The sequence below is a fragment of the uncultured Nocardioides sp. genome (genome assembly GCF_947489365.1).
GTDB lineage: Bacteria > Actinomycetota > Actinomycetes > Propionibacteriales > Nocardioidaceae > Nocardioides.
This window is the reverse complement of the sequence record NZ_CANLDB010000002.1, coordinates 189,281-213,769: the sequence shown is the minus strand read 5'-3', so window position 1 is coordinate 213,769 and position 24,489 is coordinate 189,281. Positions and strand designations below refer to the sequence as shown.

The window sequence follows — 24,489 nt, the reverse complement described above, 5'->3', positions numbered from 1 at the left end:
CACCGCGGAAATGCGTGCCTCCGGGGCTCCACCGGGCCTAGAGTCGCCGCCAGAGCCCCGCGAGCGGGCCCGCACGGGGGAGGTGCGACGTGGCGACGACCCGACTGCTGGGCTGCCTGCGGCTCGCGCTGGTGCTCGCGCTGACCGGGCTCGCGTCCGCCGCCGGCGTCGTCGGTGTGAGCGCCCCGGCCGCCGCCGACGTCTACGACCCGCTGACGCGCGTGCACACCGACCAGGTCGTCGGCGACGTGGTCACGGTCGGCAACGCCGTCCTCGTGTGCCCCCGGGACCCGGACGGCGCCCGCGAGGACTGCCTCGCGGCGAGCCGCCGCGACAACCAGCTCAACAACAACCGCTTCGCGATGCGGTACGCCGACGTCGACGGCGACGACTCGACGGTCAACTCGTCGAGCGCGGAGGTCCGGCTGCCGGCCGGATCGCGGGTCAGCTACGCGCGGCTGTCGTGGGCCGGCAACCGTGGGGGCCAGCAGTGCGGCGTCGGGGACCCGGGCGACTACCCGGAGGGATCGGCCGAGGAGAACGCGGTCCGTCTGAGGGTCGGCGACGCCGGTGGTGTCGACGTCGCGCCGCAGGACTACACCCGGGACACCTCGTCGGTCGGCTACTACAGCGCGGACGCGGTCGTGACCGACGCCTTCGCGGGCGTGCGCGCCGGGGACGACGGGCGCGACGTCCGGGTCACGGTCGGGGACGTGTTCGCCGCGGAGGGCCGCGGCTGCTTCGGCGGCTGGTCGCTGACGCTCGTCCACACCGCCGCCGACCCGGCCGGCCTCGGCTGCGACGTCCGTCGCCGGGAGGTCTTCGTGTACGACGGCCACGTCCGCCAGGGCGTCGGCGACGAGCCCCAGACGGTCACCGCGTCCGGGTTCCGCGTCGCGGGCGGCGGCGAGGTCCGCGCCGGCGTCACGGCGTACGAGGGGGACAACGGGCAGGTCGGTGACCGGCTCCGCGTGAACCGCACCGCCCTCGCCGACCCGGCCACCGACAAGGACGACAACTTCTTCGCCTCGACCGCCCAGGGCCGGGTCGAGCCCGACTACCCGAACAACTTCTCGGTCGACGCCAAGCGCGTCGAGGTGCCGCGCGGGGTGATCGAGCCCGGCGACACCGAGGCGACGCTGGGGGTCTCGACGGGGTCGGCCGGCGGCGCGGACGCGTTCCTGCTGCAGGGCCTGACCCTGTCGGTGCCCGTGCCCTCGCTGTGCCTCACCAAGACCGTCTCGCCCGCGGTGGCCAGGGCCGGGGACACCGTCACCTGGACCCTCGAGGTCAGCAACCCGAGCAGCGTCGACGTGACCGGCGTCGAGATCGACGACCCCGCCGTCGCCGACTGCGAGCAGACGGTGGGTGACCTGGCGGCCGGTGACTCCGAGACCGTCACCTGCACGTCCGTCGTGACCGAGGACCTCGTCAACGTCGCCTCGGTGACCGGTGCCGGCCCCGGCGGGTCCACGCTGACCGCCGTGGACCGCGCGGCGGTGGACGTCGTCGACCCCGCGGTGTCGCTCACCAAGACCGCCGTCGAGGACAGCGTCGTCGAGGGCGAGGAGGCGCGCTGGGCGATCACCGTCCGCAACGCGGGCGACACCGCCCTGGACGAGGTGGTCGTCGACGACCCGCTGGTGGCCGACTGCGACCGGGACCTCGGCCGCCTCGACCGGGGCGAGGAGCAGACCTACCGCTGCGCCGGCACGGTGACCGACGACCTCACCAACACCGCCACGGTCACGGCGTCCGCTCCCGGCGGCCCGGCGCTGAGCGCGTCCGACTCCGCCTCCGTCACCGTCGTGCCCGCCCCGATCGCTCCCGCCGTCGAGATCACCAAGACCGCCGTCGAGGACTCCGTCACCTCCGGGGACCGGGCGCGTTGGCGCATCACCGTCGCCAACACCGGCGCCGGGCCGCTGGAGGAGGTGACGGTCGACGACCCGCAGGTGGAGGCCTGCGACCGGACGCTCGGCACCCTTGCCGAGGGGGAGGAGCGGAGCCACACCTGCGGACGCACGATCCGCGAGGACGTCGAGAACGTCGCGACCGTCACCGCGACCGGCGACGGCGGCGCCCAGGTCACCGACACCGACTCGGCCACCGTGCGGGCCGAGGGTCCGTTCACGGTGACCGTCACCCCCGAGGCCGACCGCACCGTCCCGGAGGAGGAGGTCGACCTCACGGTCGAGCTCACCAACGGCGGCTCGGAGTCGGTGAGCGACCTGGTCGTGACCGCCGACGGCGCCACCGACTGCACCCGACGGCGCCCGATCGCCCTGCCGCCCGGGGCGTCACGCCGCTACGCCTGCACGGTCGAGGCGGGGGACGACGGCGACGACCTCGTCGTACGGACGACCGCCCTGGGGGAGATCGGCGGGTTCCCGACCCCCGCCCGGGACACGACACGCATCGAGGTCCTCGTCCCGGAGGTGTCCGTCGAGGTGGGTCGCGTCGCCGCGACCGACGGCACGGACGGCCGGACCGACGTGACGGTCTCCAACCCGGGCGAGACCCCGCTGCGCGGCGTACGCCTCGGGGTGGACGGCGCCACGCTCTGCCAGCTGCCGGGTGGCCGCCTCGCGGCGGGGGACACCGCCACGGTCACCTGCGGCGCCGCGAGCGGCGACGTGACCGCGCGCGTGAGCGCCCAGCCCGTCCTCGGCGACGTCGCGACGGGACCACGCGTCCGTGACACCGCCACCGCGGCCGCCCCCGGCACGCCCGGCTGGGAGGACGACGGCACCGGCGACCCCGCCGGCACCGACCCGTACGACCCGGTCGCGCCGTACGACCCCGAGGACCCGGGCTCCACCGCCCCCGCCGGCCTGCTGCCCGACACCGGCGCTCCCGGCCTCATGCTCCCCGTCCTCCTCCTCGGCAGCGCGATGCTCGGCGCCGGCCTGTGGCTCCTCCGCCGCCGTCGCCCCACCCGCTGACCCCCCACCGCCGAGTCGGCACGTCTGCGCAGCTGTACGGCGTCGAGTCGGCAGATCTGCGCAGCCGTACGTCGTCGAGTCGGCAGATCTGCGCAGCCGGGGGTGCGTAAACGTGCCGACTCGAGGTCTATGAGGTGCGCAGACGTGCCGACTCGAGGCCTGTGGGGTGCGCAGACGTGCCGACTCGGCCTACAGGGCGCGGTGGGGGACGGGGTCGTACAGGCCGGGGCGGGGGCCGGGGTCGACGGGGACCTCGCGGTCCTCGAGGCGGGACGCCGCCACGGCGGCGGCCGCGGTGGTGGCGACGTGCCAGTCCCAGGCGCTCGCGCCGAGCGCGCGTCCGGTGCGCACCGAGCGGACCCACGCCGTCAGGCCGATGCGGGTGGCGTCGGCGAAGCGGGCGGTCGCGTCGGCCGGGAGGCCCACCGAGGCCGACCCGCGGGCGAGGACCCGCACGGCCGGCGGCGCCCCGAGGGTGGTGACGCCGTCCGAGCCCAGTACCTCGCAGCGGATCTCGTGACCGCCCGGCGCGTGGTCGTCCACCTCGACCCGGGCGAGGGTCGCGCCCACGCGGACGGTGACGAGGGTCGGCTCCTCGGAGGTCAGGCGCACCGACGTCGGCGGCAGGCCGAGCAGCCAGGCCAGGGCGTCGAGCGCGGGCAGGAGCCCCGACCGCAGGCCCTGGCTCCGCTCCACGGACCGCACGAGCCGCACGCGGCCGACGTCCCCGTCGACGAGTGAGCGGCGCAGCGCCAGGTGGGCGGGGTCGTGGCGCCGGGTCAGCCCGACCTGCACGAGACGACGCCCCAGGGCCTCCTCCAGGCTCACCAGGGCGCGGACGTCGTCGGGGTCGAGCAACCGCCGGGGCTCGACGTACGCCGGCAACCCGCGCTCGAGGCAGGCGAACAGCACCGGCACGGGGTCCGTGCCAGCCACCACGACCGCGTCCAGGTCGGCGGCCACGACCTCGTTCGGATGACGGGCGACGGTCGCGCCGGCGTGCTCGGCCAGCTCCGCCAGACGCCGCTGGTCGCCGTCGTCCTGCACGAGCACGACGCGGGCGCCGGGTACGCCGCCCGCGAGGGCCCGCAGGTGCGGGACGCCGCCCGCGGCCGCGCCGAGCACGCCGACACGGAGGGGAGCAGCCGGCCCGTCGCGGGGGTCCGTGACGCCGCCGGTGAAGAGGGCATCGGTGCCACTCAGGGCGGTCACGGGCATCAACGTCCCCCCGGGACCTCGACTCAGCGAACAGTGTTCACTGTACGCGAGACGCGCGTGCGGCGGCGACGCCCAGAGCGGCCGCGCACCCGTCGGCGGACCTTGCGCCGCCCGGCACCCCGGAGCTGACCGACCGCACCCACGCGGTCAGGAGGATCCGGTGGGCCTCCGCCAGGTGGTCGGTCGTGGTCACCACCTCGGCCGAGCCCTCGCTGCCGTGCACCTCCCACCGCACGTCGGTCGGGTCGCCCGGCCCCCGCCGCAGCTCGAGGTCCACGACCGGGCCGTCCTCGGTCCGCGCGGACACCAGCAGGACGTCGTCCCCGCCCTCCGTGCCGGCGACCGTGACCGGCCGACCCACCAGCCACGCGACGGTGTCGAGCGCGTGCACGAGGCCCCCGTCCGGGTCGCGGCACGGTTCGACGCCGCGGACCAGACGCAGGCGGCCGAGGGCGCCCCCGGCGGCGTGGCCCCGCAGCTCACGGAACCGCGGGTCGTGACGGCGGGCGAAGCCCACCTGCACCAGCGAGCGCCCGGTCGTGTGCTCGGCCTCCCGGTCGGCGCGGAGGAGGGTCTCCGCCGCCCGGGGGTCCGTCGGGGGCTCGGCCACCAGGACCGGGAGACCCGAACGGAGCGCGGTGACGGCCACCTCGGTCGCGTCGACGCCGTCGCCGACCAGGACGCCGTCCACCCCCTGCAGGTCCTCGGGCAGCACAGCCCGCGCGGGCTGGGGCAGCCACACGCCCGGGACCGCGGACAGCAGGGCGTCGACGAGACCCGGCGTCCGCGGCCCGTCGCCGACCACGGCCACCGTGACGTCCGGGAGATCGGTGACGTGCGTCGGCTCGGTGACCCCCATCGGGTCATCATCACCCGGCTCCGGGCACGGCGATAGGGTGCGGCGCATGTCGCAGCGCACCCTCGTCCTGCTCAAGCCCGACACCGTGCGTCGCGGCCTGGTGGGGGAGGTGCTGTCGCGCTTCGAGGCCAAGGGCCTCTCCCTCGTCGCGATGGAGCTCCGCACCATCGACGCCGACCAGGCCGACCGCCACTACGCCGAGCACGTCGAGCGCGACTTCTACCCGCCGCTGCGCGACTTCGTCACCTCCGGCCCGCTCGTGGCGATGGTCGTCGAGGGCGACGAGGCGATCGAGGTCGTCCGCGCCCTCAACGGCGCCACCGACGGCCGCAAGGCCGCGCCCGGCACCATCCGCGGCGACCTCTCGCTGTCGAACCGCGAGAACCTCGTCCACGGCTCCGACTCCCCGGAGTCCGCCGAGCGCGAGATCGGGCTGTGGTTCCCCAGCCTGTGAGCTGACGCGGCTCCGGGCTCGGGGCACCTCGACCTCCGTCGTGGTCGGGGCCGTCACTCGCCCCGCCGGGTCTCGTGGCTCCTCGCTAGCGCTCGGAGCACCCCGACCTTCGGTCGGTGCTGGCGGCCGATGTCCGGCTCACCGGGTCTCGAGACGCCCGGTCGCGACCTCGTTCCTCGGTCGCGCGGGCTCGTCGACCTTCGGCTGCCACGGTCCTCGCTCGTTCCTCGCGCGGACCTGCAGCCTCCCGGCGCGCCTCCCGGGCCCGGCAGCCCCGCGTTCCTACTGTCAGGAGCGGACCCGTGCGCGCGGGTCCGACTTCCCCACTCCTGCACCCTGCGAGGCAGCCAGAACATGCCGAACAGCTTCATCGGCCGGGACATGGCCGTGGACCTCGGGACCGCCAACACGCTGGTCTACGTCCGCGGCAAGGGCGTGCTGCTCGACGAGCCGAGCGTCGTCGCGCTCAACGACACCACCGGCGAGATCCTCGCCGTCGGCCACGAGGCCAAGCGCATGATCGGCCGTACGCCGGACAACATCGCCGCCATCCGCCCCCTCAAGGACGGCGTCATCGCCGACTTCGAGGCGACCGAGCAGATGCTGCGCTACTTCATCCAGCAGGTGCACCGCCGTCGCTACTTCGCGAAGCCACGGATGGTCGTCTGCGTCCCCAGCGGCATCACCGCCGTCGAGCAGCGGGCCGTCAAGGAGGCCGGCTACCAGGCCGGCGCCCGCCGGGTCTACATCGTCGAGGAGCCCATGGCCGCCGCGATCGGCGCCGGGCTGCCCGTCCACGAGGCCACCGGCAACATGGTCGTGGACGTCGGCGGCGGGACCACCGAGGTCGCCGTCATCTCGCTCGGCGGCATCGTCACGTCCATCTCGGTCCGCACCGCCGGCGACGACCTCGACGCCGCCGTGATCGCGTGGATGAAGAAGGAGTACTCGCTCCTGCTGGGCGAGCGCACCGCCGAGGAGATCAAGACCACCCTGGGCTCGGCCTTCCCGCTCCCCGCCGAGCCGGAGGCCGAGATCCGCGGCCGCGACATGGTCTCCGGCCTGCCGAGGACGGTCACCGTGTCCTCCGCCGAGGTCCGTCAGGCCATGGAGGAGCCGCTCTCCGACATCGTGGACGCCGTCCGCGCGACGCTGGACTCCACGCCGCCCGAGCTGGCCGGCGACATCATGGACCGCGGCATCGTGCTCACGGGCGGCGGAGCGCTGCTCCGCGGCCTCGACGAGCGGCTGCGCCACGAGACCGGCATGCCCGTCCACGTCGCCGAGGACCCCCTCACCTCGGTGGCGCTCGGCGCCGGCCGCTGCGTGGAGGAGTTCGAGGCGCTGCAGCAGGTCCTGGTCTCCGAGCCGCGGCGGTTCGGATGACCTCGCCCCGTCAGGGCCACACCCGGCCCGCCCGTCCGTCCCGTGGCCGGGAGAAGCGCTGGCGCGGCCTCGAGCGTCTCGAGGGCGGCCGGCCCTCCCGCGCGCTGCTCGTCGCCCTGCTGCTCGGCAGCGTCAGCCTCATCACCCTCGACCAGCAGACCGACGACGGGCCCGTCGAGGCCGGCCGGTCCGTCGTGGGCGAGGCCCTCGGCCCGATGCAGGCCGGCGCCGCCGGCCTGGTGCGGCCCTTCGCCGCCGTTCCGTCGTGGCTGCGCACCCAGGACTCCCTGCGTCGCGAGGTCTCGACGCTGGAGGCCGAGAACTCCCGACTGCGCAGCGAGCAGGCGACGTCCGGCCTCGACCGCAACCGTCTCGCCGAGCTCGACGGCCTCACCACCGCGGCCGAGGAGGGCGGGTTCACCCTGGTCCCCGCCCGCGTCGTCGGCATGGGGCCGATGCAGTCCTTCTCCCGCACGGTCACCATCGACGCCGGCTCCCAGGCGGGCATCACCCCTGACATGACGGTCCTCGACAACGACGGCCTCGTCGGTCGCGTCCTGCGCACCACCCGGACGACGGCGACCGTGCTGCTGGTCATGGACCCCGAGTCGGTGGTCGGCGGCCGCCTCGGCGACAGCATGGAGATCGGCTTCCTGCGCGGTCGCGGCTCCATCGAGGACGCCGGCGAGCTGACCCTCGACCTGGTCGACGGCACCGTCGCCCCCGACGAGGGCGACACCGTCGTCACGTGGGGCAGCGACGGCGGCGCGCCGTACGTGCCGGGCGTCCCGATCGGCACCGTCTCGCAGGTGTGGAGCAGCCCGCGGGAGACCGCGAAGCTCGCGGTGATCGAGCCCTTCGTCGACTTCAGCTCCCTCGACCTCGTCGGGGTGGCCGTGCCCTCGGGCACCCGTAGCGACCGCGGCGTCCTCGAGGCCGACGGGAGCATCCGGTGAGCGTCCGATGAGCGCCCTGCGCGCGCTGGTCGCGGTCGTCCTCGTGACCGTGGCGCTGCTGCTGCAGGTCAGCGTGATGTCGCACCTGTCCTGGAACGGCGTCGTCCCCAACCTCTGCCTGCTGGTCGTCGTCGGCGCGGCGCTGGTCCGCGGACCGGAGTTCGGCGCCGTCCTCGGCTTCGTCGCCGGCGTCGCCCTGGACCTCGCCCCGCCCGCCGACCACGTCGCCGGCCGCTGGGCCCTCGCGCTGGTCGTGGTGGGCTGGCTGGTGGGTCGCCTCCGCGCCCAGAGCGGCCCCGAGTCCAAGCCCTCGGCGGGCTCCGTCGTCCTGACCGTCGCCGCCGCGTCCTTCGTCGGCGCCTCCGTCTTCGCGTTCACCGGGATGCTGCTGTCCGACCCCGCGATGGGGGTGCGCGACACGCTCGTCGTCATCGTCACCGCGCTCGTGTACGACGTCGTGGCGACCCCGTTCGTCCTGCCCGTCGTGCTGGCGCTGATGCGTCGCCTCGAGACCGAGCGCGGTCGGTCGACCGTGCGGCGGGACCCACGACCCGAGGCCCGCGCGGACGCGCGGGCGGCGCGGTGAGCCGCACCGCGGGCGCCTCGCGACGCAGCCGGCTGCGGCTGGTCGTCGTCCAGGCGCTGGTCTTCTCGCTGTTCGCGACGCTCCTAGCGCGCCTGTACTACCTGCAGGTGCTCGACGGCGAGGAGTACCAGGCGCGCGCCGCCTCCCAGTCCGTCCGCGAGGTCGTCGTGCAGCCCCCGCGGGGCCTCATCGTCGACGCCCAGGGCCGCCCGCTGGTCGCCAACCGCACCTCCTGGACCACCTCCGTCGACCGGTCCCTGCTGGAGCGCATGACCGGCTCGCAGCAGGAGCGCCTGCTGGAGCGGGTCTCCGAGGCCGTCGACGTCCCGCTGAAGCAGATCCGCGCGACGCTGCTGGACTGCGGCGACCCCGGCTCGGTGGAGGGGACCTGCTGGAACGGGTCGCCGTACCAGCCGGTGCCGATCGCCACCGACCTCGAGCCCGGCACCGCGCTGTCGCTCAAGGAGCAGGCCGAGGACTACCCGTCGGTGCTGGTCGAGAAGCAGCGGCTCCGCGCCTACCCCCAGCCGTACGGCGTCAACGCCGCCCATCTCCTCGGCTACCTGAGCCCGGTCACCGAGGACGAGCTCGACGACGCCGAGGAGGCCGAGGACCGGTCCGTCAACGGTGCCTCGTCGGTCGGCCGCGCCGGCGTCGAGAAGCAGTACGACGCCTGGTTGCGGGGGATGCCCGGCTACCGCCGGGTCGCGGTCGACTCGATGGGCCGCGTCCTGGGCGCCGGCGGGCAGGACCGGGCCCGCCCCGGCGACACCCTCGTCACCTCGATCGACGCCCGCGTCCAGGGGGTCGTGGAGCGCCAGCTCGCGCAGACCATCGAGACCGCCCGCGGCACCGTCGACGAGGTCACCGGCGTGCCCTACGTCGCCGACGCCGGCGCGGCCGTCGTCCTCGAGGCCGACACCGGTCGCGTGGTCGCGATGGCCAGCCAGCCGACGTACGACCCCGACGTGTGGACCGGCGGCATCAGCACCAGCCAGCTCGACCGCCTCTACTCCGAGGACGCCGGCACGCCGCTGCTGTCCCGGGCGACGCAGGGCCAGTTCGCGCCCGGCTCGACGTGGAAGCCGTTCATGACCCTCGGGGCCCTGCGCAACGGCTACTCCACCGACACCCGGCTCGACTGCTCGAGCTCGTTCGCCGTCGGCAACCGGGCGTTCAACAACTACGAGTCCGGCGCCTACGGCTACATCGGCTTCGACAAGGCGCTCGAGGTCTCCTGCAACACGTTCTTCTACCGGATCGGCTACGACTTCTGGAACCGGCTGGGCTCCGACCCGACCGATGTCGACGCCCCCGACCCCCTCGTCGACGAGGCCCAGGAGTTCGGCTTCGGCCGCCGCACCGGCATCGACGTCCCGGGCGAGGCCACCGGCCGGATCGCCGACCGCGAGTGGAAGCGCGAGTACTACCGCGCGCAGAAGGACTACTACTGCGAGATCGGCCAGGAGCCCGGCGAGGACTTCCTGCACCGCTTCGCCCGCGAGTTCTGCGTCGAGGGCTCCTGGTACCGCGCCGGCGACGCCGTGAACTTCTCCATCGGACAGGGCGACACCGTCGTCACCCCGCTCCAGCTCGCCCGCGCGTACGGCGCCATCGCCAACGGCGGGCGCCTCATGGCCCCGCGGGTCGGCAAGGCGATCGTCTCGCCGGGCGGTCGCGTCGTCCGGGAGATCGAGCCGCGGCAGAACGGCACCGTCCGGATGCCCGCCGAGTACCAGTCCTACATCGACGCCGCGCTCGGCAACGTCACCTCCGTCGGCACGATGGCCTGGCGCATGGGCGGCTTCCCGCTCGACCAGGTCCCGATCCGCTCGAAGACCGGCTCCGCGGAGGTCTACGGCAAGCAGTCGACCTCGTGGGTCGCGTCGTACTCCGACGACTACGTCGTCGTGATGATGGTCAGCCAGGGCGGCACCGGCTCCGGCACCTCGGGCCCGGCGATCCGCAAGATCTGGGAGTCGCTGTACGGCGTCGACGGCGAGACCGCCGACCCCGGCGACGCCGCGATCCCCGGGGTCGTGGCCCCCGACGCCCTGCCCACCTTCGCCGAGGACGGCTCGATCCTGCCGCCCCGGCCCCGGACGACCGGAGCAGCCGGATGACGATGCTGGGGGACCGGCCCGCCGTGCGGAGCGCCGCCCGCGGACCGCTGGCGCGCGCCCCGCGCCTGGACTGGTGGCTGCTCGGCGCGGTCGCCGCGCTCGTCGTCGTCGGCACCCTGCTCGTCTGGTCGGCCACGGTGGCCCGCGACGACCTCACCGGCGGCGACCCGCAGGCCTACCTGCGCCGCCAGCTCGTCAACATCGCCATCGGCGCCGTGCTCTTCGTCCTCGTGCTCGCCACCGACCACCGGTGGATCCGCATCGTCGCGCCGCTGGTCTACCTCGCCTCCGTCGTCGGTCTGGTCCTCGTGCTCGTCATGGGGTCGACCATCAACGGCTCGCGGTCGTGGATCGACCTCGGCCCGCTGTCGGTCCAGCCCAGCGAGTTCGCGAAGCTCGCCGTGGTCATCGGGATGGCGCTCCTGGTCGCCGAGCGCGCCGAGGGGTCGTGGCGCCGCGGCGTCGGCACCGTCGAGGTCGTCGGGATGCTGCTCATCGCCGGCCTGCCCGCCGCGCTGATCCTGCTCCAGCCCGACCTCGGCACGATGCTCGTCCTCACCGCCACCGTCTTCGGCGTGATCGCCCTGTCGGGGGCGCCCCGTCGCTGGCTCGTCGGCCTCACCCTCACCGGCGTGCTCGGCGCCGTCGGAGCGGTCGCGGCCGGCGTGCTCGCCGACTACCAGGTCGACCGCTTCCTGGCCTTCACCGACCCGGGTCTCGACCCCCGGGGCGCCGGCTACAACACCGAGCAGGCCCGCATCGCCGTCGGCAACGGCGGGCTGTTCGGGCAGGGCCTCTTCGACGGCTCGCAGACCCGCGCGGGGTTCGTCCCCGAGCAGCACACCGACTTCGTCTTCACCGTCGCCGGCGAGGAGCTCGGCCTGCTCGGCGCCGGGCTGCTGATCGCCCTGCTCGGTGTCGTCGTGTGGCGCGCGCTGGTCATCGCCGCCGAGACCGACGACGTCTTCGGTCGCATCGCCGCCGGCGGCATCGCCTGCTGGTTCGGCTTCCAGGCGTTCCAGAACGTCGGCATGTGCCTCGGGATCATGCCCGTCACCGGCGTCCCCCTGCCCTTCGTGTCGTACGGCGGGTCCTCGATGTTCGCGAACCTCCTCGCCGTGGGCCTGCTGATGAACATCCACCTGCGCACCCACGCCGTCGCGCCCTCCCGCTACACCGCCCCCCGCCGTACACCGGCGCGCTGAGACGGTCGGTCCCGGAGTCCGTACGCTGGGGGGCTGCACCACGCCGCCGTCCCGAGCCCGAGAGGTCCACCTCGTGTCACCCGAGCAGGAGCCCGCCAGCGTCTTCGAGCGTCTCGAGCCGTACCTCGAGAGCGTCAGCAAGCCGATCCAGTACGTCGGCGGCGAGCTGAACTCGGTCGTCAAGGAGTGGGGGACCACCGAGGTGCGGTGGGCGCTGATGTACCCCGACGCCTACGAGGTCGGCCTGCCCAACCAGGGCGTCCAGATCCTGTACGAGGTCCTCAACGAGCGAGACTGGATCGTCGCGGAGCGCACGTACGCCGTGTGGCCCGACATGGAGGCCGTCATGCGGTCCCACGACGTCCCGCAGTTCACCGTCGACGCCCACCGCCCGGTCCGGGACTTCGACGTCCTCGGCCTCAGCTTCTCCACCGAGCTGGGCTACACGAACATGCTCACCGCGCTGGACCTCGCCGGGATCCCGCTGCACGCCGTCGACCGCACGGACGCCGACCCGCTCGTCCTGGCCGGCGGGCACGCCGCGTTCAACCCCGAGCCCGTCGCCGACTTCCTCGACGCCGCCGTCCTCGGCGACGGCGAGGAGATCGTGCTCGCGATCTCGGACGTCGTCCGCGAGCACCGCGCGGAAGGCCGCCCCGGCGGCCGCCTCGAGCTGCTGCGCCGCCTCGCGGTGACCGGCAACGTCTACGTGCCGCGCTTCCACGAGGTCACCTACGGCGACGACCACGCCCTCGCCTCCGTCGTCCCCGCCGTCGAGGGCGTGCCGGAGCGGGTCCGCAAGCACACGCTGATGGACCTCGACGCCTGGCCCTACCCCTCCAAGCCGCTGGTGCCGGTCGCCGAGACGGTCCACGAGCGCTTCAGCGTCGAGATCTTCCGCGGCTGCACCCGCGGCTGCCGCTTCTGCCAGGCCGGGATGATCACCCGCCCCGTCCGCGAGCGGAGCATCGAGACCATCGGCGCGATGGTCGAGACCGGCGTGCGGAACACCGGGTTCGACGAGGTCGGCCTGCTCAGCCTCTCCAGCGCCGACCACACCGAGATCGGCGAGGTCGCCAAGGGCCTGGCCGACCGGTACGAGGACCGCAACGTCTCGCTCAGCCTGCCCAGCACCCGCGTCGACGCCTTCAACATCGCGCTGGCGAACGAGTTCAGCCGCAACGGCCGCCGCTCCGGGCTGACGTTCGCCCCCGAGGGCGGCAGCGAGCGGATGCGGAAGGTCATCAACAAGGCGGTGACGGAGGAGGACCTGATCCGCACCGTCGCCGCGGCGTACTCCCACGGCTGGCGCCAGGTGAAGCTCTACTTCATGTGCGGGCTGCCCACCGAGACCGACGAGGACGTCCTCGCCATCGCCGATCTCGCCACCCGGGTGATCGACACCGGCCGCGAGGTCTCGGGCCGCAACGACATCCGCTGCACGGTCTCGATCGGCGGGTTCGTGCCGAAGCCGCACACGCCGTTCCAGTGGGCCGCGCAGCTCGACCCCGAGACCACCGACGAGCGGCTGCGCAAGCTGCGGGAGGCGGTGCGGAGCCAGAAGAAGTACGCCCGCGCCATCGGCTTCCGCTACCACGACGGCCAACCGGGCATCGTCGAGGGACTGCTCTCCCGCGGCGACCGTCGGGTCGGCCGCGTCATCGAGGAGGCGTGGCGCAACGGCGCCCGCTTCGACGGCTGGAGCGAGCACTTCTCCTACGAGCGCTGGGCCGCCGCCGCCGAGACCGGCCTCGCTGGCACCGGTGTGGACCTCGACTGGTTCACGACCCGTGAGCGCACCGAGGACGAGGTCCTGCCCTGGGACCACCTCGACTCCGGCCTCGACAAGGACTGGCTCTGGGCCGACTGGGAGGACGCCCTCGACCCCGACTCCGTCGACGTCGAGGACTGCCGCTGGACGCCCTGCTACGACTGCGGCGTCTGTCCCGAGATGGGCACCGAGATCCAGGTCGGCCCCACCGGCCAGTCCTTGCTGCCGCTCTCCGTGGTCTGAGCGTGGCGGAGGGCGCCTCGTCGACCTCGACGCGCCCCCGCCGACCGGGCCGGGCTCGTCGTGGTGGACCGGTCGGCCGCGCTGGTCGGCGTGGTCACCCTCGTCCGCCGGTCCTCGCCAGGACGGACGTGCAGTAACGCCCGGAACCGGCCCGTCGGAGGCGTCGAGCGGTGCTTCTGCACGTTCTTCCTCGCGCGGGGAGCCCGCATCCCTAGGCTGACGCCGTGGAGGTCCCTCAACGTGCGCTGCACGGCGGCGCCGGACGGGTCACCGCCCTCGCGGCCCGGACGACCGGGTACGCCGACGCCCTCGCCTGCCTGGTCGAGCCGGGAGCCGGGGGTCGGCCGGGCCTGCGTGTCATCACCCATCACGGCAGACACCGCGAGGACCTGCTGGTGTCCGCCGCCGAGGTCCTCGCCGGCCGCGCCGCCGGTCCGTCGTACGTCGGGTCGCCGCTGTACGACGTCGCCGGCACGGTGGTCGGCGTCCTCTGCCTCGCGGGACCCCCGCCGGGTCGCGACACCGTCGCGGACCTCGAGCCCGTCGCCGCGTTCGCCGAGGTGCTCTCCGACCAGCTCGACCTGATCCGCACCCTCGGCCCGCCGCCGGACCCGACCGCCGTGGCGCGCCTGCGCGCCGGCCTGGCCGACGGGGAGGTCCAGGCGTGGTTCCAGCCCATCGTCGACCTCGCCGACCACCGCCTGGTCGGCCTGGAGGCGCTGGCCCGGTGGACGGGCGCGGACGGGCACGTCACGTCCCCGGGGGAGTTCGTCCCCCTCGCCGAGCAGAGCGGACTCGTGGCCGACCTCGACATGGCGATCCTGAGCGACGGCGTGCGCCACCTCGCGCGCTGGCAGCGCCACAGCCCCGACCTGCGGCTCAGCGTGAACGTCTCGGGCCGCCACCTCGACAGGCCGGGCTGGATGGAGGAGGTCGCCGCGGCCGTCGCCGACGCGGGCGTCGAGCCGCGCACCGTCGAGCTGGAGCTCACCGAGTCCGTGCGGCCCTCGGACGTCGTCCGCAACGCCGACGAGCTGTCGCGTGCCCGCGAGCTGGGCTTCGAGGTCTGGTTCGACGACTTCGGCACCGGCTGGGCCGAGCTGCGCCAGCTCGTCGAGCTGCCGGTGGACGGCGTGAAGGTGGACCGGTTCTTCACCGAGAAGCTCGGCGGCCGGGGCGACACCGTCGTGCGGGCCGTCGTCACGATGGCCGCCGAGCTCGGCCTCGACACCGTCATCGAGGGCATCTCGACCGCCCACCACGCGCAGCGCGCGCAGGAGCTGGGCTGCCGGCTGGGTCAGGGCTTCTGGTGGTCGCCCGCGGTCCCCGCGGCGGAGGTCGACGCCGTCCTGGCCGGCACCAGCGGGGCGTTCAGCGCAGCAGCCCGCTGAACCGGTCCGCCGGACCCACCTTGAGTCGCGCGCCGGCCTGCTCCGCCGGCATCGGGCGGGCGAGGTGGAAGCCCTGCACCATGGCGCAGTCCAGGGCGCGCAGGGTCGCGAGCTGGTTGGCCCGCTCGACACCCTCCGCCACGACGTCGAGCCCGACCGCGCGGGCGCCCTGGATGACGAGGTGCAGCAGCTTGACGTCCTCGCTGCTCTCGATGAGCAGGAAGTCGGCGCCGATCTTGACGTAGTCGACGGGCAGCGAGCCGAGGGCGCGCAGCGAGCGGAAGCCCGCGTCGAAGTCGGCGAGCGCCACCCGGACACCCGCACGCCGGGCCTCGGCGAGCCTCGACGCGATGCCGGGCTCGCCCGCGACCACCGCGTGGTCGACCTCGAGCACGAGCTGCCGGGGCTGCAGGCCGGTGGCCTCCAGGGTCTCGAGGAGGTCGGGGACGAGGCCCGCGCTGAGCAGGCGCCGGCGCGACGGGTTCACCGCGACCGACAGCTCCTCGCCGCGGTGGTCGGCGCACCACCGGGCGAGCTGCTCCAACGCGGTCCGCGCCACCCAGCGGTCGATGTCGACGATGAGCCCGGACCGCTCGGCGGTCGGCAGGAACGCTCCCGGCAGCAGCTGGCCCTCGCCGGGGCGGTTCCACCGCACCAGGGCCTCCCACCCGCGCACCTGGCCGCTGTGGACGTCCAGCACCGGCTGGTAGTGCAGCTCCAGCTGGTCGTCGGCGACGGCGCGCCGCAGGTCCGCCGTCAGCCGCTCCGCCTCCCGGGCCGCCGCCCGCATGTCGAGGTCGAACAGCTCGGCGCGACCGCGGCCGGCGTTCTTCGCCCGGTACGCCGCCATGTCGGCCTCGTCGAGCAGCGTCACCGCGTCCGTCGTCCCGTCGAAGCACTGCGACACCCCGACGCTGGCACCGACCCGAGCGGTGCCGAGGCCGCCGAGGGTCACCGGCTCCGAGACGGTGGCGATCAGCCGGCGGGCCAGGGCCACCGCGGTCTCGGGGTCGGGCACGGCGTGCAGGACGACGACGAACTCGTCACCGCCGAGCCGGATCGCGGTGTCGTCGCCGCGGGTGGCTCCGCGCAGCCGGTCGGCCACCTCGACCAGCAGCCGGTCGCCGGCGCGGTGACCGAAGGTGTCGTTGATCTTCTTGAAGCCGTCCAGGTCGATGAAGAGCACCGTGACGCTGCCGCCGGCGTGGTGCACGCGGTCGAGCGCGGCCTCCAGCAGGACCAGGCCGCGCGCACGGTTGGGCAGGCCGGTGAGGTGGTCGTGGGTGGCCTCGTGTGACAGCTGGTCGCGCAGGGTGGTGCTCTCGGTGTGGGCGGCGACGATCTCGGTGAACGCCATCCGCAGCCGCGCCAGGACCAGGCCGACGAGGCAGGCGGTGCCGATCACGACGGGCCACACCGACAGGCGGGCCCCGAGCAGCAGCTGCAGGGCGAGGCACCACGTGCCGCTGGTGGCCGCCAGCCCCAGGGCCGCCATGCGTCGGCGACCCAGGACGGCGGACCGCGGGCGGCTCGGCTCGGTCAGGACGAGCATCCGCGGGTGCAGCGCCGCGGCGCCCCACAGCAGGTACGACAGCAGGTAGGCCACGTCGGGCAGCACGGGCTCCGTGACGCCGCCGTACATGCGCAGGGACAGCGACACGACGTCCCCGACGACCACGAGCGCGATGGCGCTCGCCAGGGCGCGCATGGGCAGGTGCCAGCTCCCGGGGCTCGTCGCGATGCGGACCAGGCCGCCCAGGAGCAGGAGGTCGCCCGCGACGTACGCGAGCTCGACGACCGTCTGCGAGGTCGAGAACGACGGGGAGTCCAGCACCGGTCCGCCGAGCAGCACCCAGAAGGCCAGGGTCAGGGCGAGCGTCAGCATCGCGGCGTCGAGCACCCCGGCGAGGTCCGCGCCGCGCACGCGCACCCGCGCGAGCAGTGCGAGGCCGGCCCCGAGCGGAAGGTAGCCGAGGACGAACAGCGCGTCGGAGAGCGTCTCGGCGCCGAGGGCCAGCAGGGCGTCCGCCGAGACCCAGGCCCCGAGGCCCAGGGCGAAGGCCCACCAGGGCCCGGGGTGGCGCGGCTGGTTCAGCCGGGTCCCCACCACGAGGGCGAGGACGCCCAGGACCCCGGTCGCGACGTAGGCGACCTCGCCGGCCGGGCCGGGCGCGACGATCGCGGCGGCGGCCAGCAGGGACCCGATCCCGACGAGGAGACGCCACCAGACCGGGGGCACGGCCCCCAGACCGATCGGGCGGTTCCGCGAGGCGGCACCGGGGAGCAGGCTCGGCACAGTCGGACTCCTTCCAACACCGCGCCCCATGACCGGCGGGTCTCGCCGTGCCCCGATCCTAGGAACGACCAACGATCCGCGGGGCGCTTTGCCGGGATCCGCCCGGACGGGCGCTCAGCGCGAGCCGGCGGGCTGCGTCTGGCCGGACAGGGCGTCCTCGACGTGCCCGGGCCGGCCGGCGACGAACGTCGAGGCGCCGAGGGGGAGGGTGCAGGCGATGAGGAACAGCACGGGGAGGGTCCACCCACCCGTGCCGTCGTGCAGCGCGCCCACGGTCAGGGGCCCGGCCGCGGACAGGACGTACCCGCCGGACTGGGCCACCGCGGAGAGCCCCGACGTGCCGGCGGCGGTGCGGCTGCGCAGCCCGATGAGGACGAGCACGAGGGGGAACAGCGCGGCGCCGAGCCCGAGGAGCAGGGCTGCCGGGACGGCGAGCGTGTACGGCGCGACGAGGATCATCACGTAGCCCACCGGGTAGCAGGCCCACACCGCCAGGCAGAGCCGGACCTGGCTCTCCCGCTTGGCCGCGGCCCGGGGGAGCCAGATCGAGGTGGGGATGCTGACCGCGGCGAGGAGCCCGACCAGCGCGCCGGCGGCGGTGGGGGAGTAGCCGGCCTCGCGCCACAGCAGCGGGAACCAGCCGAACAGGGCGTACGCCTGGAGGGCCTGGAAGCCGAACATCACCGTCAGCGCGACCCCGATCGGGGTGCGCAGCACGCGCCACAGCGCGACCGGCTCCTCGTCGGGGTCGGGCGTGCCGTCGTCGTCCGCGTCCTGACGGTCCTCCCCGGTCAGGAACAGCCAGGGGACGGCGCTGAGCAGGGCCACGACCGCCCAGGCGCCGAGGCCCCAGCGCCACGACCCGCCGAGGTCGGCGATGGGGACGGTCAGCGTGAGGCTCGCGGTGAGGAAGACCGCCAGCGCCGTCGTGTACGCCGCGGTCACCGCGCCGACCCGGTCCGGGAAGTGGCGCTTCACCAGGGCCGGCAGCAGGACGTTGCCCGACGCCATGCCCGCCAGCGCGAGCAGCGACAGCAGCAGGAACGGGACGGCCGAGTCGACCAGGGCCCGCCCGGTGAGGCCGGCGACGAGCATGAGCAGGCTGACCAGCGTCAGCCGGTGCACCCCGAAGCGGCGCGCGGCCGCGGGGGAGGCCACCCCGAACGCGGCGAAGGCGATGACCGGCAGCGAGGTGAGCAGCCCGGCGACGAGGCCGGACAGGCCGAGGTCCTCGCGCACCTCGGCGAGCACCGGGCCGACGCTGACGGCCGCGGGGCGCAGGTTGACCGCGGCCGCGACGATCCCGGCGAGGACCAGCCACGGGGCCGCCGTACGGACTCCGGAGCGGGGCGACGGCACGGCTCCGAGCATGCCACCCGACCCCGTGCGCCGTCGTCGGCGGGCTCCTAGGGTGCTCGGGTGCACCGCCTCAGCGACGACGAGCGACGACGACGCATCGGACGCCGTCACGCCCTGTCGCCGGGGCACCGCCTCGACGACCCGGTCGCGGTCACCCGGGCGATGACGGTGCTGCACGCCACCGAGCCCCCGACCGTGCACCTCGCGGTGGCCGCCCGCACCACCGGCGTGTCCGTCGCCGACGTCGAGGCCGCCCTGTACGACGACCGCAGCCTGGTCAAGCAGCTGGCGATGCGCCGCACCCTGTTCGTCTTCCCCCGCGACCTGCTCCCGGCGGCCTGGGGGAGCGCCTCGGCCCGCGTCGCCGGCACCGAGCTGAAGAGGCTGGCCGGTGACGTCGAGCGCGCCGGGGTGGCCGCCGACGGCGTGGCGTGGCTCGAGGACGCGGCGCGCGCCGTGGTCGAGCACGTGGCCGCCCAGGGCGCCGGCGGTCGCGCGCTCGACGCCCGGACCCTGCGTCTGGAGGTCCCGGTCCTGCAGACCCCGGTGGGCCAGGGGGCCGGGGCGTGGTCGCAGACCGCGCCGGTCGCCTCCCGGGTGCTGACCCTGCTGGGCGCCCGGGGTGACCTGGTCCGTGGCCGCAACGGGGGGCACTGGCGCATCTCCCGGCCGCAGTGGACCGCGATGTCCGACTGGCTGGGGTCGCCGGCCGCCCCCGCCGACGAGCGGGAAGGCTACGCCGAGCTGGTGCGCCGCTGGCTGGCGACGTTCGGGCCCGGCACCGAGACCGACGTCGTGTGGTGGCTGGGCGCCACGAAGACCGCCGTACGGCGCGCGCTGGCCGACGTCGGGGCCGTCGAGGTGGCCCTGGACGACGGCGCCACGGGGTTCGTGCTGCCCGAGGACACCGACGAGACACCCGACCCCGGCCCCTGGGCGGCCCTGCTGCCCACCCTCGACCCGACCGTCATGGGGTGGAAGCAACGGGACTTCTACCTCGACCCCGCCGACGTGCCCTTCCTCTTCGACACCAACGGCAACGCCGGGACCACCGCGTGGGTCGACGGCCGGGTCGTCGGCTGCTGGGTCCAGGACGCCGACGGCACGGTCCGCGTCGTCCTCCGCCACGACGTCGGGGCCGAGGCCGCGGCGGCGCTGGACGCCGAGGCCGCCCGTCTCACCACCTGGCTCGCCGGCGAGGTCGTGGGCTCGGTGTACGCCTCACGCCTGATGAAGGGCGAGCGGCTGCCCTGAGACCCGCCCGCGGCGGTGGTGCGACAGACTCGACGCCGTGCGAGACCAGCCCGAGCAGCAGGCGCCCCCCGTGCAGCGGCTCCGCGTCCGCTACGCGAAGCGGGGCCGGCTGCGCTTCTCCAGCCACCGCGACTTCAGCCGGGTCTTCGAGCGCGCGATCGCCCGGGCGGCCGTCCCGATGGCGTACTCCTCCGGCTTCCACCCGCACCCCCGCATCTCCTACGCCGGAGCCGCACCCACGGGCGCCGCGAGCGAGGCCGAGTACCTCGAGATCGGGCTCGCCGAGGTCCGCACGCCCGACGAGGTCCGGGCCGCGCTCGACGACTCGCTCCCGGACGGCCTGGACGTCCTCGAGGTCGCCGAGTCGCCCGGCGGGGCCCTGGCGACCCTGCTCGAGGCCAGCGTCTGGGAGCTCCGCACCGGGTCCGGCACGGACCCCGCCGCGCTCGGCGCGGCGCTGCAGGCGTTCCTGGCGCAGCCGGAGGTGCCGGTCGAGCGGGTCACCAAGCGGGGACCCCGCACCTTCGACGCCCGGGGCGCCGTCGTCGCCCTGGACGCCCTGCCCGGGCCCGACGGGGAGGGGCCGCGGCTGCGCCTGGTGCTGCGCCACACCGAACCGGCGGTGCGGGCCACCGACGTCCTCACCGGGCTGGCGTCGGTCGCGGACCTGGTCGTGGAGCGGCCCCTGCTGACCCGTCTCGCGCAGGGTCCGCTCGGCGAGGACGGCACCGTCGGGGACCCGCTGGCGACCTGAGACTGCCGTCCGGGGGCGTCCGGTGTGCGATACTCGCCCGCAGGTCGCCGGGTCCGCCCGGCGCCCCGACGACGTTCTCGCCGGTGGTCGAAGGGCTGCCGGCACACGGAGACGGATCGTCACCGGACCGCGACGCGGCCGGGTGCGTCGGTGACAGCGACGCGACCGGTACGGCGACCGCGGCGGGTGCCGGACGTCGGCGTGACGCACCGCGGAGGGTGTCGTCGGCCACGAAGGCTTTGCGTCGCCCGGTCCACCCCCGGACGACGTCGGACAGGACCGGCCCGCACCACCGGCCGGTCGAGGAGAGCAGTGCCCCACGACAACCCCGACGAGACCACCGAGACCACCGCCCCCGACGGCGGAGGGACTCCCCCGGAGCAGGCTCCGGACGACGTCGCCGCCGCGGGCCCCGCGCCCGCCGCGGCACCGCCCAGGAAGCGGACCCGCAAGAGCACCAGGAAGGCCGCCCCGGCCGAGCCCGCCGAGGTGGCCGGGACGACCGACGCCGACCCGGCGACCGACACGCCGGCCGACGAGCCGGCGGCGCCCCGCAGGACCGCCAAGAAGGCCGCCAAGAAGGCGCCGGCCAAGAAGGCCGCGGCCCGGAAGACCACCGCGGGTGCCGCGAAGCGGACCAGCAGGAAGACCGCCGCCGCGCCCGAGACGCCCGACACGACCGGGACGCCCGACGCGGTGGTCGAGGACGCCCTGATCGACCTCGCCGCCGTCGAGGGCACGACCGCGCCCCAGACGCCCGCGGAGGCGCCGGCCGAGGGCCCCGCCGTGACCGCCGACGCGACCGACGCCGCGACCGACGGCACCGAGCCGTCCGCGGAGGCGCCCGCCGAGCCGCAGAAACGTGCTCGGCGGTCCCGCAAGAAGGCCGCGGCCGCGCCCCTCTTCCAGGCGCCGGCGCCGGTCACCGAGCCGGTCGCCGAGCCCGTCGTGGACGACGCCGAGCCGGCCGAGCCCACCGAGCCCACGGAGGCCACCGAGGCCCCTGAGCCCGCCGCGGAGAAGCCGGCCAAGGCCAAGAAGAAGAAGTCCGGCGGCAAGAAGAAGAGGGCCGAGCAGGCCGAGGCGCCCGCCGAGGACGACGCCGACGCCACCGCCGACGTCGTCCCCGCGGACGCCGCCGCGGACGCCGCGGACGACACCGCCGCGGACGCCGCCGACGACAGCACGGACGACACCACCGACGGCGCCGCGACCGGCGAGGCTCCCGAGGACGGCGCGGACGACGACTCCGACGACGAGTCCGGCGAGGGTGGCGGCGGCGGTCGTCGCCGTCGTCGTCGCCGTGGGGGCCGCCGCCGCCGCAAGGGCGGGGGAGACGGCCCGGACGGGGACTCCGGCGACACCGACGGCGCCCAGGGCGCCGACGACGCCCCCGGTGACGGCAACGACCAGAAGGCCACCGCCGCCGACGCCACCGCGGACGGCGAGGAGAAGACCTCCCGCGACGACGCGGGCGGCGGGAACACGCGCCGCCGGCGCCGTCGCCGCGCCGGCGAGGCCGGCGACACCGACGACAGCGCCGACGCCTCGACCGTCACGCGGGTCCGCCGGGCGCGCTCGGTCGAGGACGAGATCACCGCCGTGGCCGGCTCGACCCGGCTCGAGGCGAAGAAGCAGCGTCGTCGCGAGGGCCGCGAGGCCGGTCGCCGCCGCGCACCGATCGTCAGCGAGGCCGAGTTCCTGGCCCGCCGCGAGTCCGTCGACCGCTCGATGGTCGTCCGCCAGCGCGACGACCTCACCCAGATCGCCGTCCTCGAGGACGGCGTGCTCGTCGAGCACTACGTCGCCCGCGAGTCCCAGACCTCGTTGATCGGCAACGTCTACCTCGGCCGCGTCCAGAACGTCCTGCCCTCCATGGAGGCGGCGTTCGTCGACATCGGCAAGGGCCGCAACGCCGTGCTGTACGCCGGCGAGGTCAACTGGGCGGCCCTCGGGCACAAGGACGGGCAGCCCCGCAAGATCGAGTCGGTCCTCTCGAGCGGCCAGTCCGTGCTCGTGCAGGTGACCAAGGACCCGGTGGGTCACAAGGGCGCCCGGCTCACCAGCCAGGTCAGCCTCGCCGGCCGGTTCCTGGTCTACGTCCCCGACGGCACCACCAGCGGCATCTCCCGCAAGCTGCCCGACGTCGAGCGCTCCCGCCTGAAGTCGCTGCTGAAGGAGATCGTCCCCGAGGGCGCGAGCGTGATCGTGCGCACCGCCGCCGAGGGGGCGACCGAGGAGCAGCTCACCCACGACGTGGAGCGGCTGACCTCCCGCTGGGCCGAGATCGAGTCGAAGGCCAAGGGCGGCGCGCCCGCCATGCTGTACGGCGAGCCCGACCTGACGCTGAAGGTCGTCCGTGACCTGTTCACCGAGGACTTCGCCGAGCTGGTCGTCGACGGCGACGCGGCCTGGGAGACGGTGCACTCCTACGTCTCGCAGGTGGCGCCCGACCTCGAGGACCGCGTGGTCCGCCACCGCACCGGTGAGAACGGCAAGGACTCCTTCGCGCTCAAGCGCATCGACGAGCAGATCGCCAAGGGTCTCGACCGCAAGGTGTGGCTGCCCTCGGGCGGCTCGCTGATCATCGACCGCACCGAGGCCATGACGGTCGTCGACGTCAACACCGGCAAGTTCACCGGCTCCGGGGGCAACCTCGAGGAGACGGTGACGAAGAACAACCTCGAGGCCGCCGAGGAGATGGTCCGCCAGCTCCGGCTGCGCGACATCGGCGGCATCATCGTCATCGACTTCATCGACATGGTGCTCGAGAACAACCGCGACCTCGTGCTGCGCCGCCTGGTGGAGTGCCTCGGCCGCGACCGGACGCGCCACCAGGTCGCCGAGGTCACCAGCCTCGGCCTGGTGCAGCTCACCCGCAAGCGCATCGGCACCGGCCTCCTCGAGGCCTTCAGCGAGTCCTGCGACCACTGCGGCGGGCGCGGGCTGACCGTGCACGACATGCCGGTCGCCACCAGCGGCTCCGGTGGCGACCCGGACGAGGGCGAGGGCCGCCGCGGCGGCCGCCGCCGGGGCGGTCGCAACCGCAACGGTGAGAACGGCAACGGCAACGGCCACGGCCACACCGAGCCCGCGCCGCCGCGTCCCGCCCCGTCCCCGAGCTACGTCGCCGCCGTCGCGAAGCCCGAGAACGCCGACCGGGCGCCCCTCGACCTGCAGCCCGACGAGCAGCAGCCCGACGAGCAGCAGTCCGACGAGCAGCAGTCCGACGAGCAGCCCCCGGTGTCGCAGGACCCTGTGGACGTCACGGTCGACGAGCCGGTCGAGGACGTCGCCGAGGCCGCCCTGGTCTCCTCCGCCGAGGAGCCGGAGCAGCCCGTGGCTGAGGAGACGGCGCCCGAGCCGGAGCCCGAGCCGGCGCCCGAGCCGGAGCCCGAGCCGGTGGACACCGCCCCGCGGACCGTCACCCGGACCACCCGACGGCGCGCCGTCCGTCCCGCCGGCAGCCCGGAGGGGGCGACCGCCGCCGTGGTGGTGGCCGCCCCGGCGTCGGCGGCCCCGACGCCCGTCGCCGACGCGCCTCCGCCGCCCAAGGTCGTCACCACGACCCGCGCCCGCCGGGCCCGCCGTACGACGCCGACGGAGCTCGGCGACCGCGGCGACCACGGCGGCGCCTAGGCCGCACCACCCGGGTCGGGGCCCCGACTTTGCAGGTCGGGGGCCCGGCT

General features: G+C 74.9%; 16 protein-coding genes. 12 read left to right on the top strand and 4 right to left on the bottom strand.

The window, feature by feature from the left end:
• Positions 1–89 precede the first annotated feature (89 nt).
• On the top strand, positions 90–2,945 hold the full coding sequence (locus Q0858_RS06250; RefSeq protein ID WP_299051999.1) for a hypothetical protein: 2,856 nt from the start codon (positions 90–92) through the stop codon (positions 2,943–2,945).
• A gap of 189 nt (positions 2,946–3,134) precedes the next feature.
• On the opposite strand, the gene Q0858_RS06245 is transcribed toward Q0858_RS06250, so the two are convergent.
• Positions 3,135–4,157: a hypothetical protein gene (locus Q0858_RS06245; protein ID WP_299051998.1), complete on the bottom strand. Its 1,023-nt coding sequence runs from the start codon at positions 4,155–4,157 to the stop codon at positions 3,135–3,137.
• Between the two features lie 43 nt (positions 4,158–4,200).
• Positions 4,201–5,022: a hypothetical protein gene (locus Q0858_RS06240; RefSeq protein ID WP_299051997.1), complete on the bottom strand. Its 822-nt coding sequence runs from the start codon at positions 5,020–5,022 to the stop codon at positions 4,201–4,203.
• 46 nt (positions 5,023–5,068) lie between these two features.
• On the opposite strand from Q0858_RS06240, the gene ndk reads away from it, so the two are divergent.
• The 8 genes from ndk to Q0858_RS06200 all read left to right on the top strand — a co-directional run bounded on the left by ndk (position 5,069) and on the right by Q0858_RS06200 (position 15,137).
• Positions 5,069–5,476 (top strand): nucleoside-diphosphate kinase, encoded by a 408-nt coding sequence (gene ndk / locus Q0858_RS06235; protein WP_299051996.1) that lies wholly within the window; start codon positions 5,069–5,071, stop codon positions 5,474–5,476.
• Positions 5,477–5,830: 354 nt separating this feature from the next.
• Positions 5,831–6,862 carry a rod shape-determining protein gene (locus tag Q0858_RS06230; protein WP_299051995.1) on the top strand — a complete coding sequence of 344 codons (1,032 nt, stop codon included), beginning with the start codon at positions 5,831–5,833 and terminating at the stop codon, positions 6,860–6,862.
• Positions 6,859–7,818: a rod shape-determining protein MreC gene (gene mreC / locus Q0858_RS06225; protein WP_299051994.1), complete on the top strand. Its 960-nt coding sequence runs from the start codon at positions 6,859–6,861 to the stop codon at positions 7,816–7,818. The genes Q0858_RS06230 and mreC overlap by 4 nt, the downstream gene beginning before the upstream one ends.
• A 7-nt stretch (positions 7,819–7,825) precedes the next feature.
• Positions 7,826–8,404, top strand: a complete 579-nt coding sequence (mreD, locus tag Q0858_RS06220) for a rod shape-determining protein MreD (RefSeq protein ID WP_299051993.1) — start codon at positions 7,826–7,828, stop codon at positions 8,402–8,404.
• A complete protein-coding gene (gene mrdA, locus Q0858_RS06215; RefSeq protein ID WP_299051992.1) occupies positions 8,401–10,527 on the top strand; it encodes a penicillin-binding protein 2 in 2,127 nt (708 codons plus the stop codon). Before mreD ends, mrdA begins: the two co-directional genes overlap by 4 nt.
• A complete protein-coding gene (rodA, locus tag Q0858_RS06210; protein WP_299051991.1) occupies positions 10,524–11,732 on the top strand; it encodes a rod shape-determining protein RodA in 1,209 nt (402 codons plus the stop codon). Before mrdA ends, rodA begins: the two co-directional genes overlap by 4 nt.
• A gap of 73 nt (positions 11,733–11,805) precedes the next feature.
• On the top strand, positions 11,806–13,746 hold the full coding sequence (locus Q0858_RS06205) for a TIGR03960 family B12-binding radical SAM protein (protein ID WP_299051990.1): 1,941 nt from the start codon (positions 11,806–11,808) through the stop codon (positions 13,744–13,746).
• Positions 13,747–13,970: 224 nt separating this feature from the next.
• Positions 13,971–15,137, top strand: a complete 1,167-nt coding sequence (locus Q0858_RS06200; RefSeq protein ID WP_299051989.1) for an EAL domain-containing protein — start codon at positions 13,971–13,973, stop codon at positions 15,135–15,137.
• Here the strand turns inward: Q0858_RS06200 and Q0858_RS06195 are convergent.
• Both Q0858_RS06195 and Q0858_RS06190 read right to left on the bottom strand, forming a co-directional pair.
• Entirely contained in the window at positions 15,118–17,433 is a 2,316-nt protein-coding gene (locus Q0858_RS06195; protein WP_299051988.1) for an EAL domain-containing protein, read from the bottom strand. The genes Q0858_RS06200 and Q0858_RS06195 overlap by 20 nt on opposite strands.
• A 114-nt stretch (positions 17,434–17,547) precedes the next feature.
• The gene (locus Q0858_RS06190; RefSeq protein WP_299051987.1) at positions 17,548–18,792 is read right to left on the bottom strand and encodes an MFS transporter; all 1,245 of its coding nucleotides are present in this window, start codon (positions 18,790–18,792) and stop codon (positions 17,548–17,550) included.
• Between the two features lie 60 nt (positions 18,793–18,852).
• Between Q0858_RS06190 and Q0858_RS06185 the strand changes: the two genes are divergently transcribed.
• The 3 genes from Q0858_RS06185 (at position 18,853) to Q0858_RS06175 (ending at position 24,439) form a co-directional block, all read left to right on the top strand.
• Positions 18,853–20,046 carry a winged helix DNA-binding domain-containing protein gene (locus Q0858_RS06185; protein WP_299051986.1) on the top strand — a complete coding sequence of 398 codons (1,194 nt, stop codon included), beginning with the start codon at positions 18,853–18,855 and terminating at the stop codon, positions 20,044–20,046.
• A gap of 37 nt (positions 20,047–20,083) precedes the next feature.
• Complete coding sequence (locus tag Q0858_RS06180) at positions 20,084–20,800, top strand: TIGR03936 family radical SAM-associated protein (protein WP_299051985.1); 717 nt, start codon at positions 20,084–20,086, stop codon at positions 20,798–20,800.
• A 312-nt stretch (positions 20,801–21,112) separates the two neighbouring features.
• Complete coding sequence (locus Q0858_RS06175; RefSeq protein WP_299051984.1) at positions 21,113–24,439, top strand: Rne/Rng family ribonuclease; 3,327 nt, start codon at positions 21,113–21,115, stop codon at positions 24,437–24,439.
• The last annotated feature ends 50 nt before the right edge of the window (positions 24,440–24,489 follow it).

Coding starts and splice junctions, on each gene's coding strand:
- Q0858_RS06240 (WP_299051997.1), bottom strand. CDS start 5,022: ATGGGGGTCACCGAGCCGACGCACGTCACCGATCTCCCGGACGTCACG.
- ndk (WP_299051996.1), top strand. CDS start 5,069: ATGTCGCAGCGCACCCTCGTCCTGCTCAAGCCCGACACCGTGCGTCGC.
- Q0858_RS06230 (WP_299051995.1), top strand. CDS start 5,831: ATGCCGAACAGCTTCATCGGCCGGGACATGGCCGTGGACCTCGGGACC.
- mreC (WP_299051994.1), top strand. CDS start 6,859: ATGACCTCGCCCCGTCAGGGCCACACCCGGCCCGCCCGTCCGTCCCGT.
- mreD (WP_299051993.1), top strand. CDS start 7,826: ATGAGCGCCCTGCGCGCGCTGGTCGCGGTCGTCCTCGTGACCGTGGCG.
- rodA (WP_299051991.1), top strand. CDS start 10,524: ATGACGATGCTGGGGGACCGGCCCGCCGTGCGGAGCGCCGCCCGCGGA.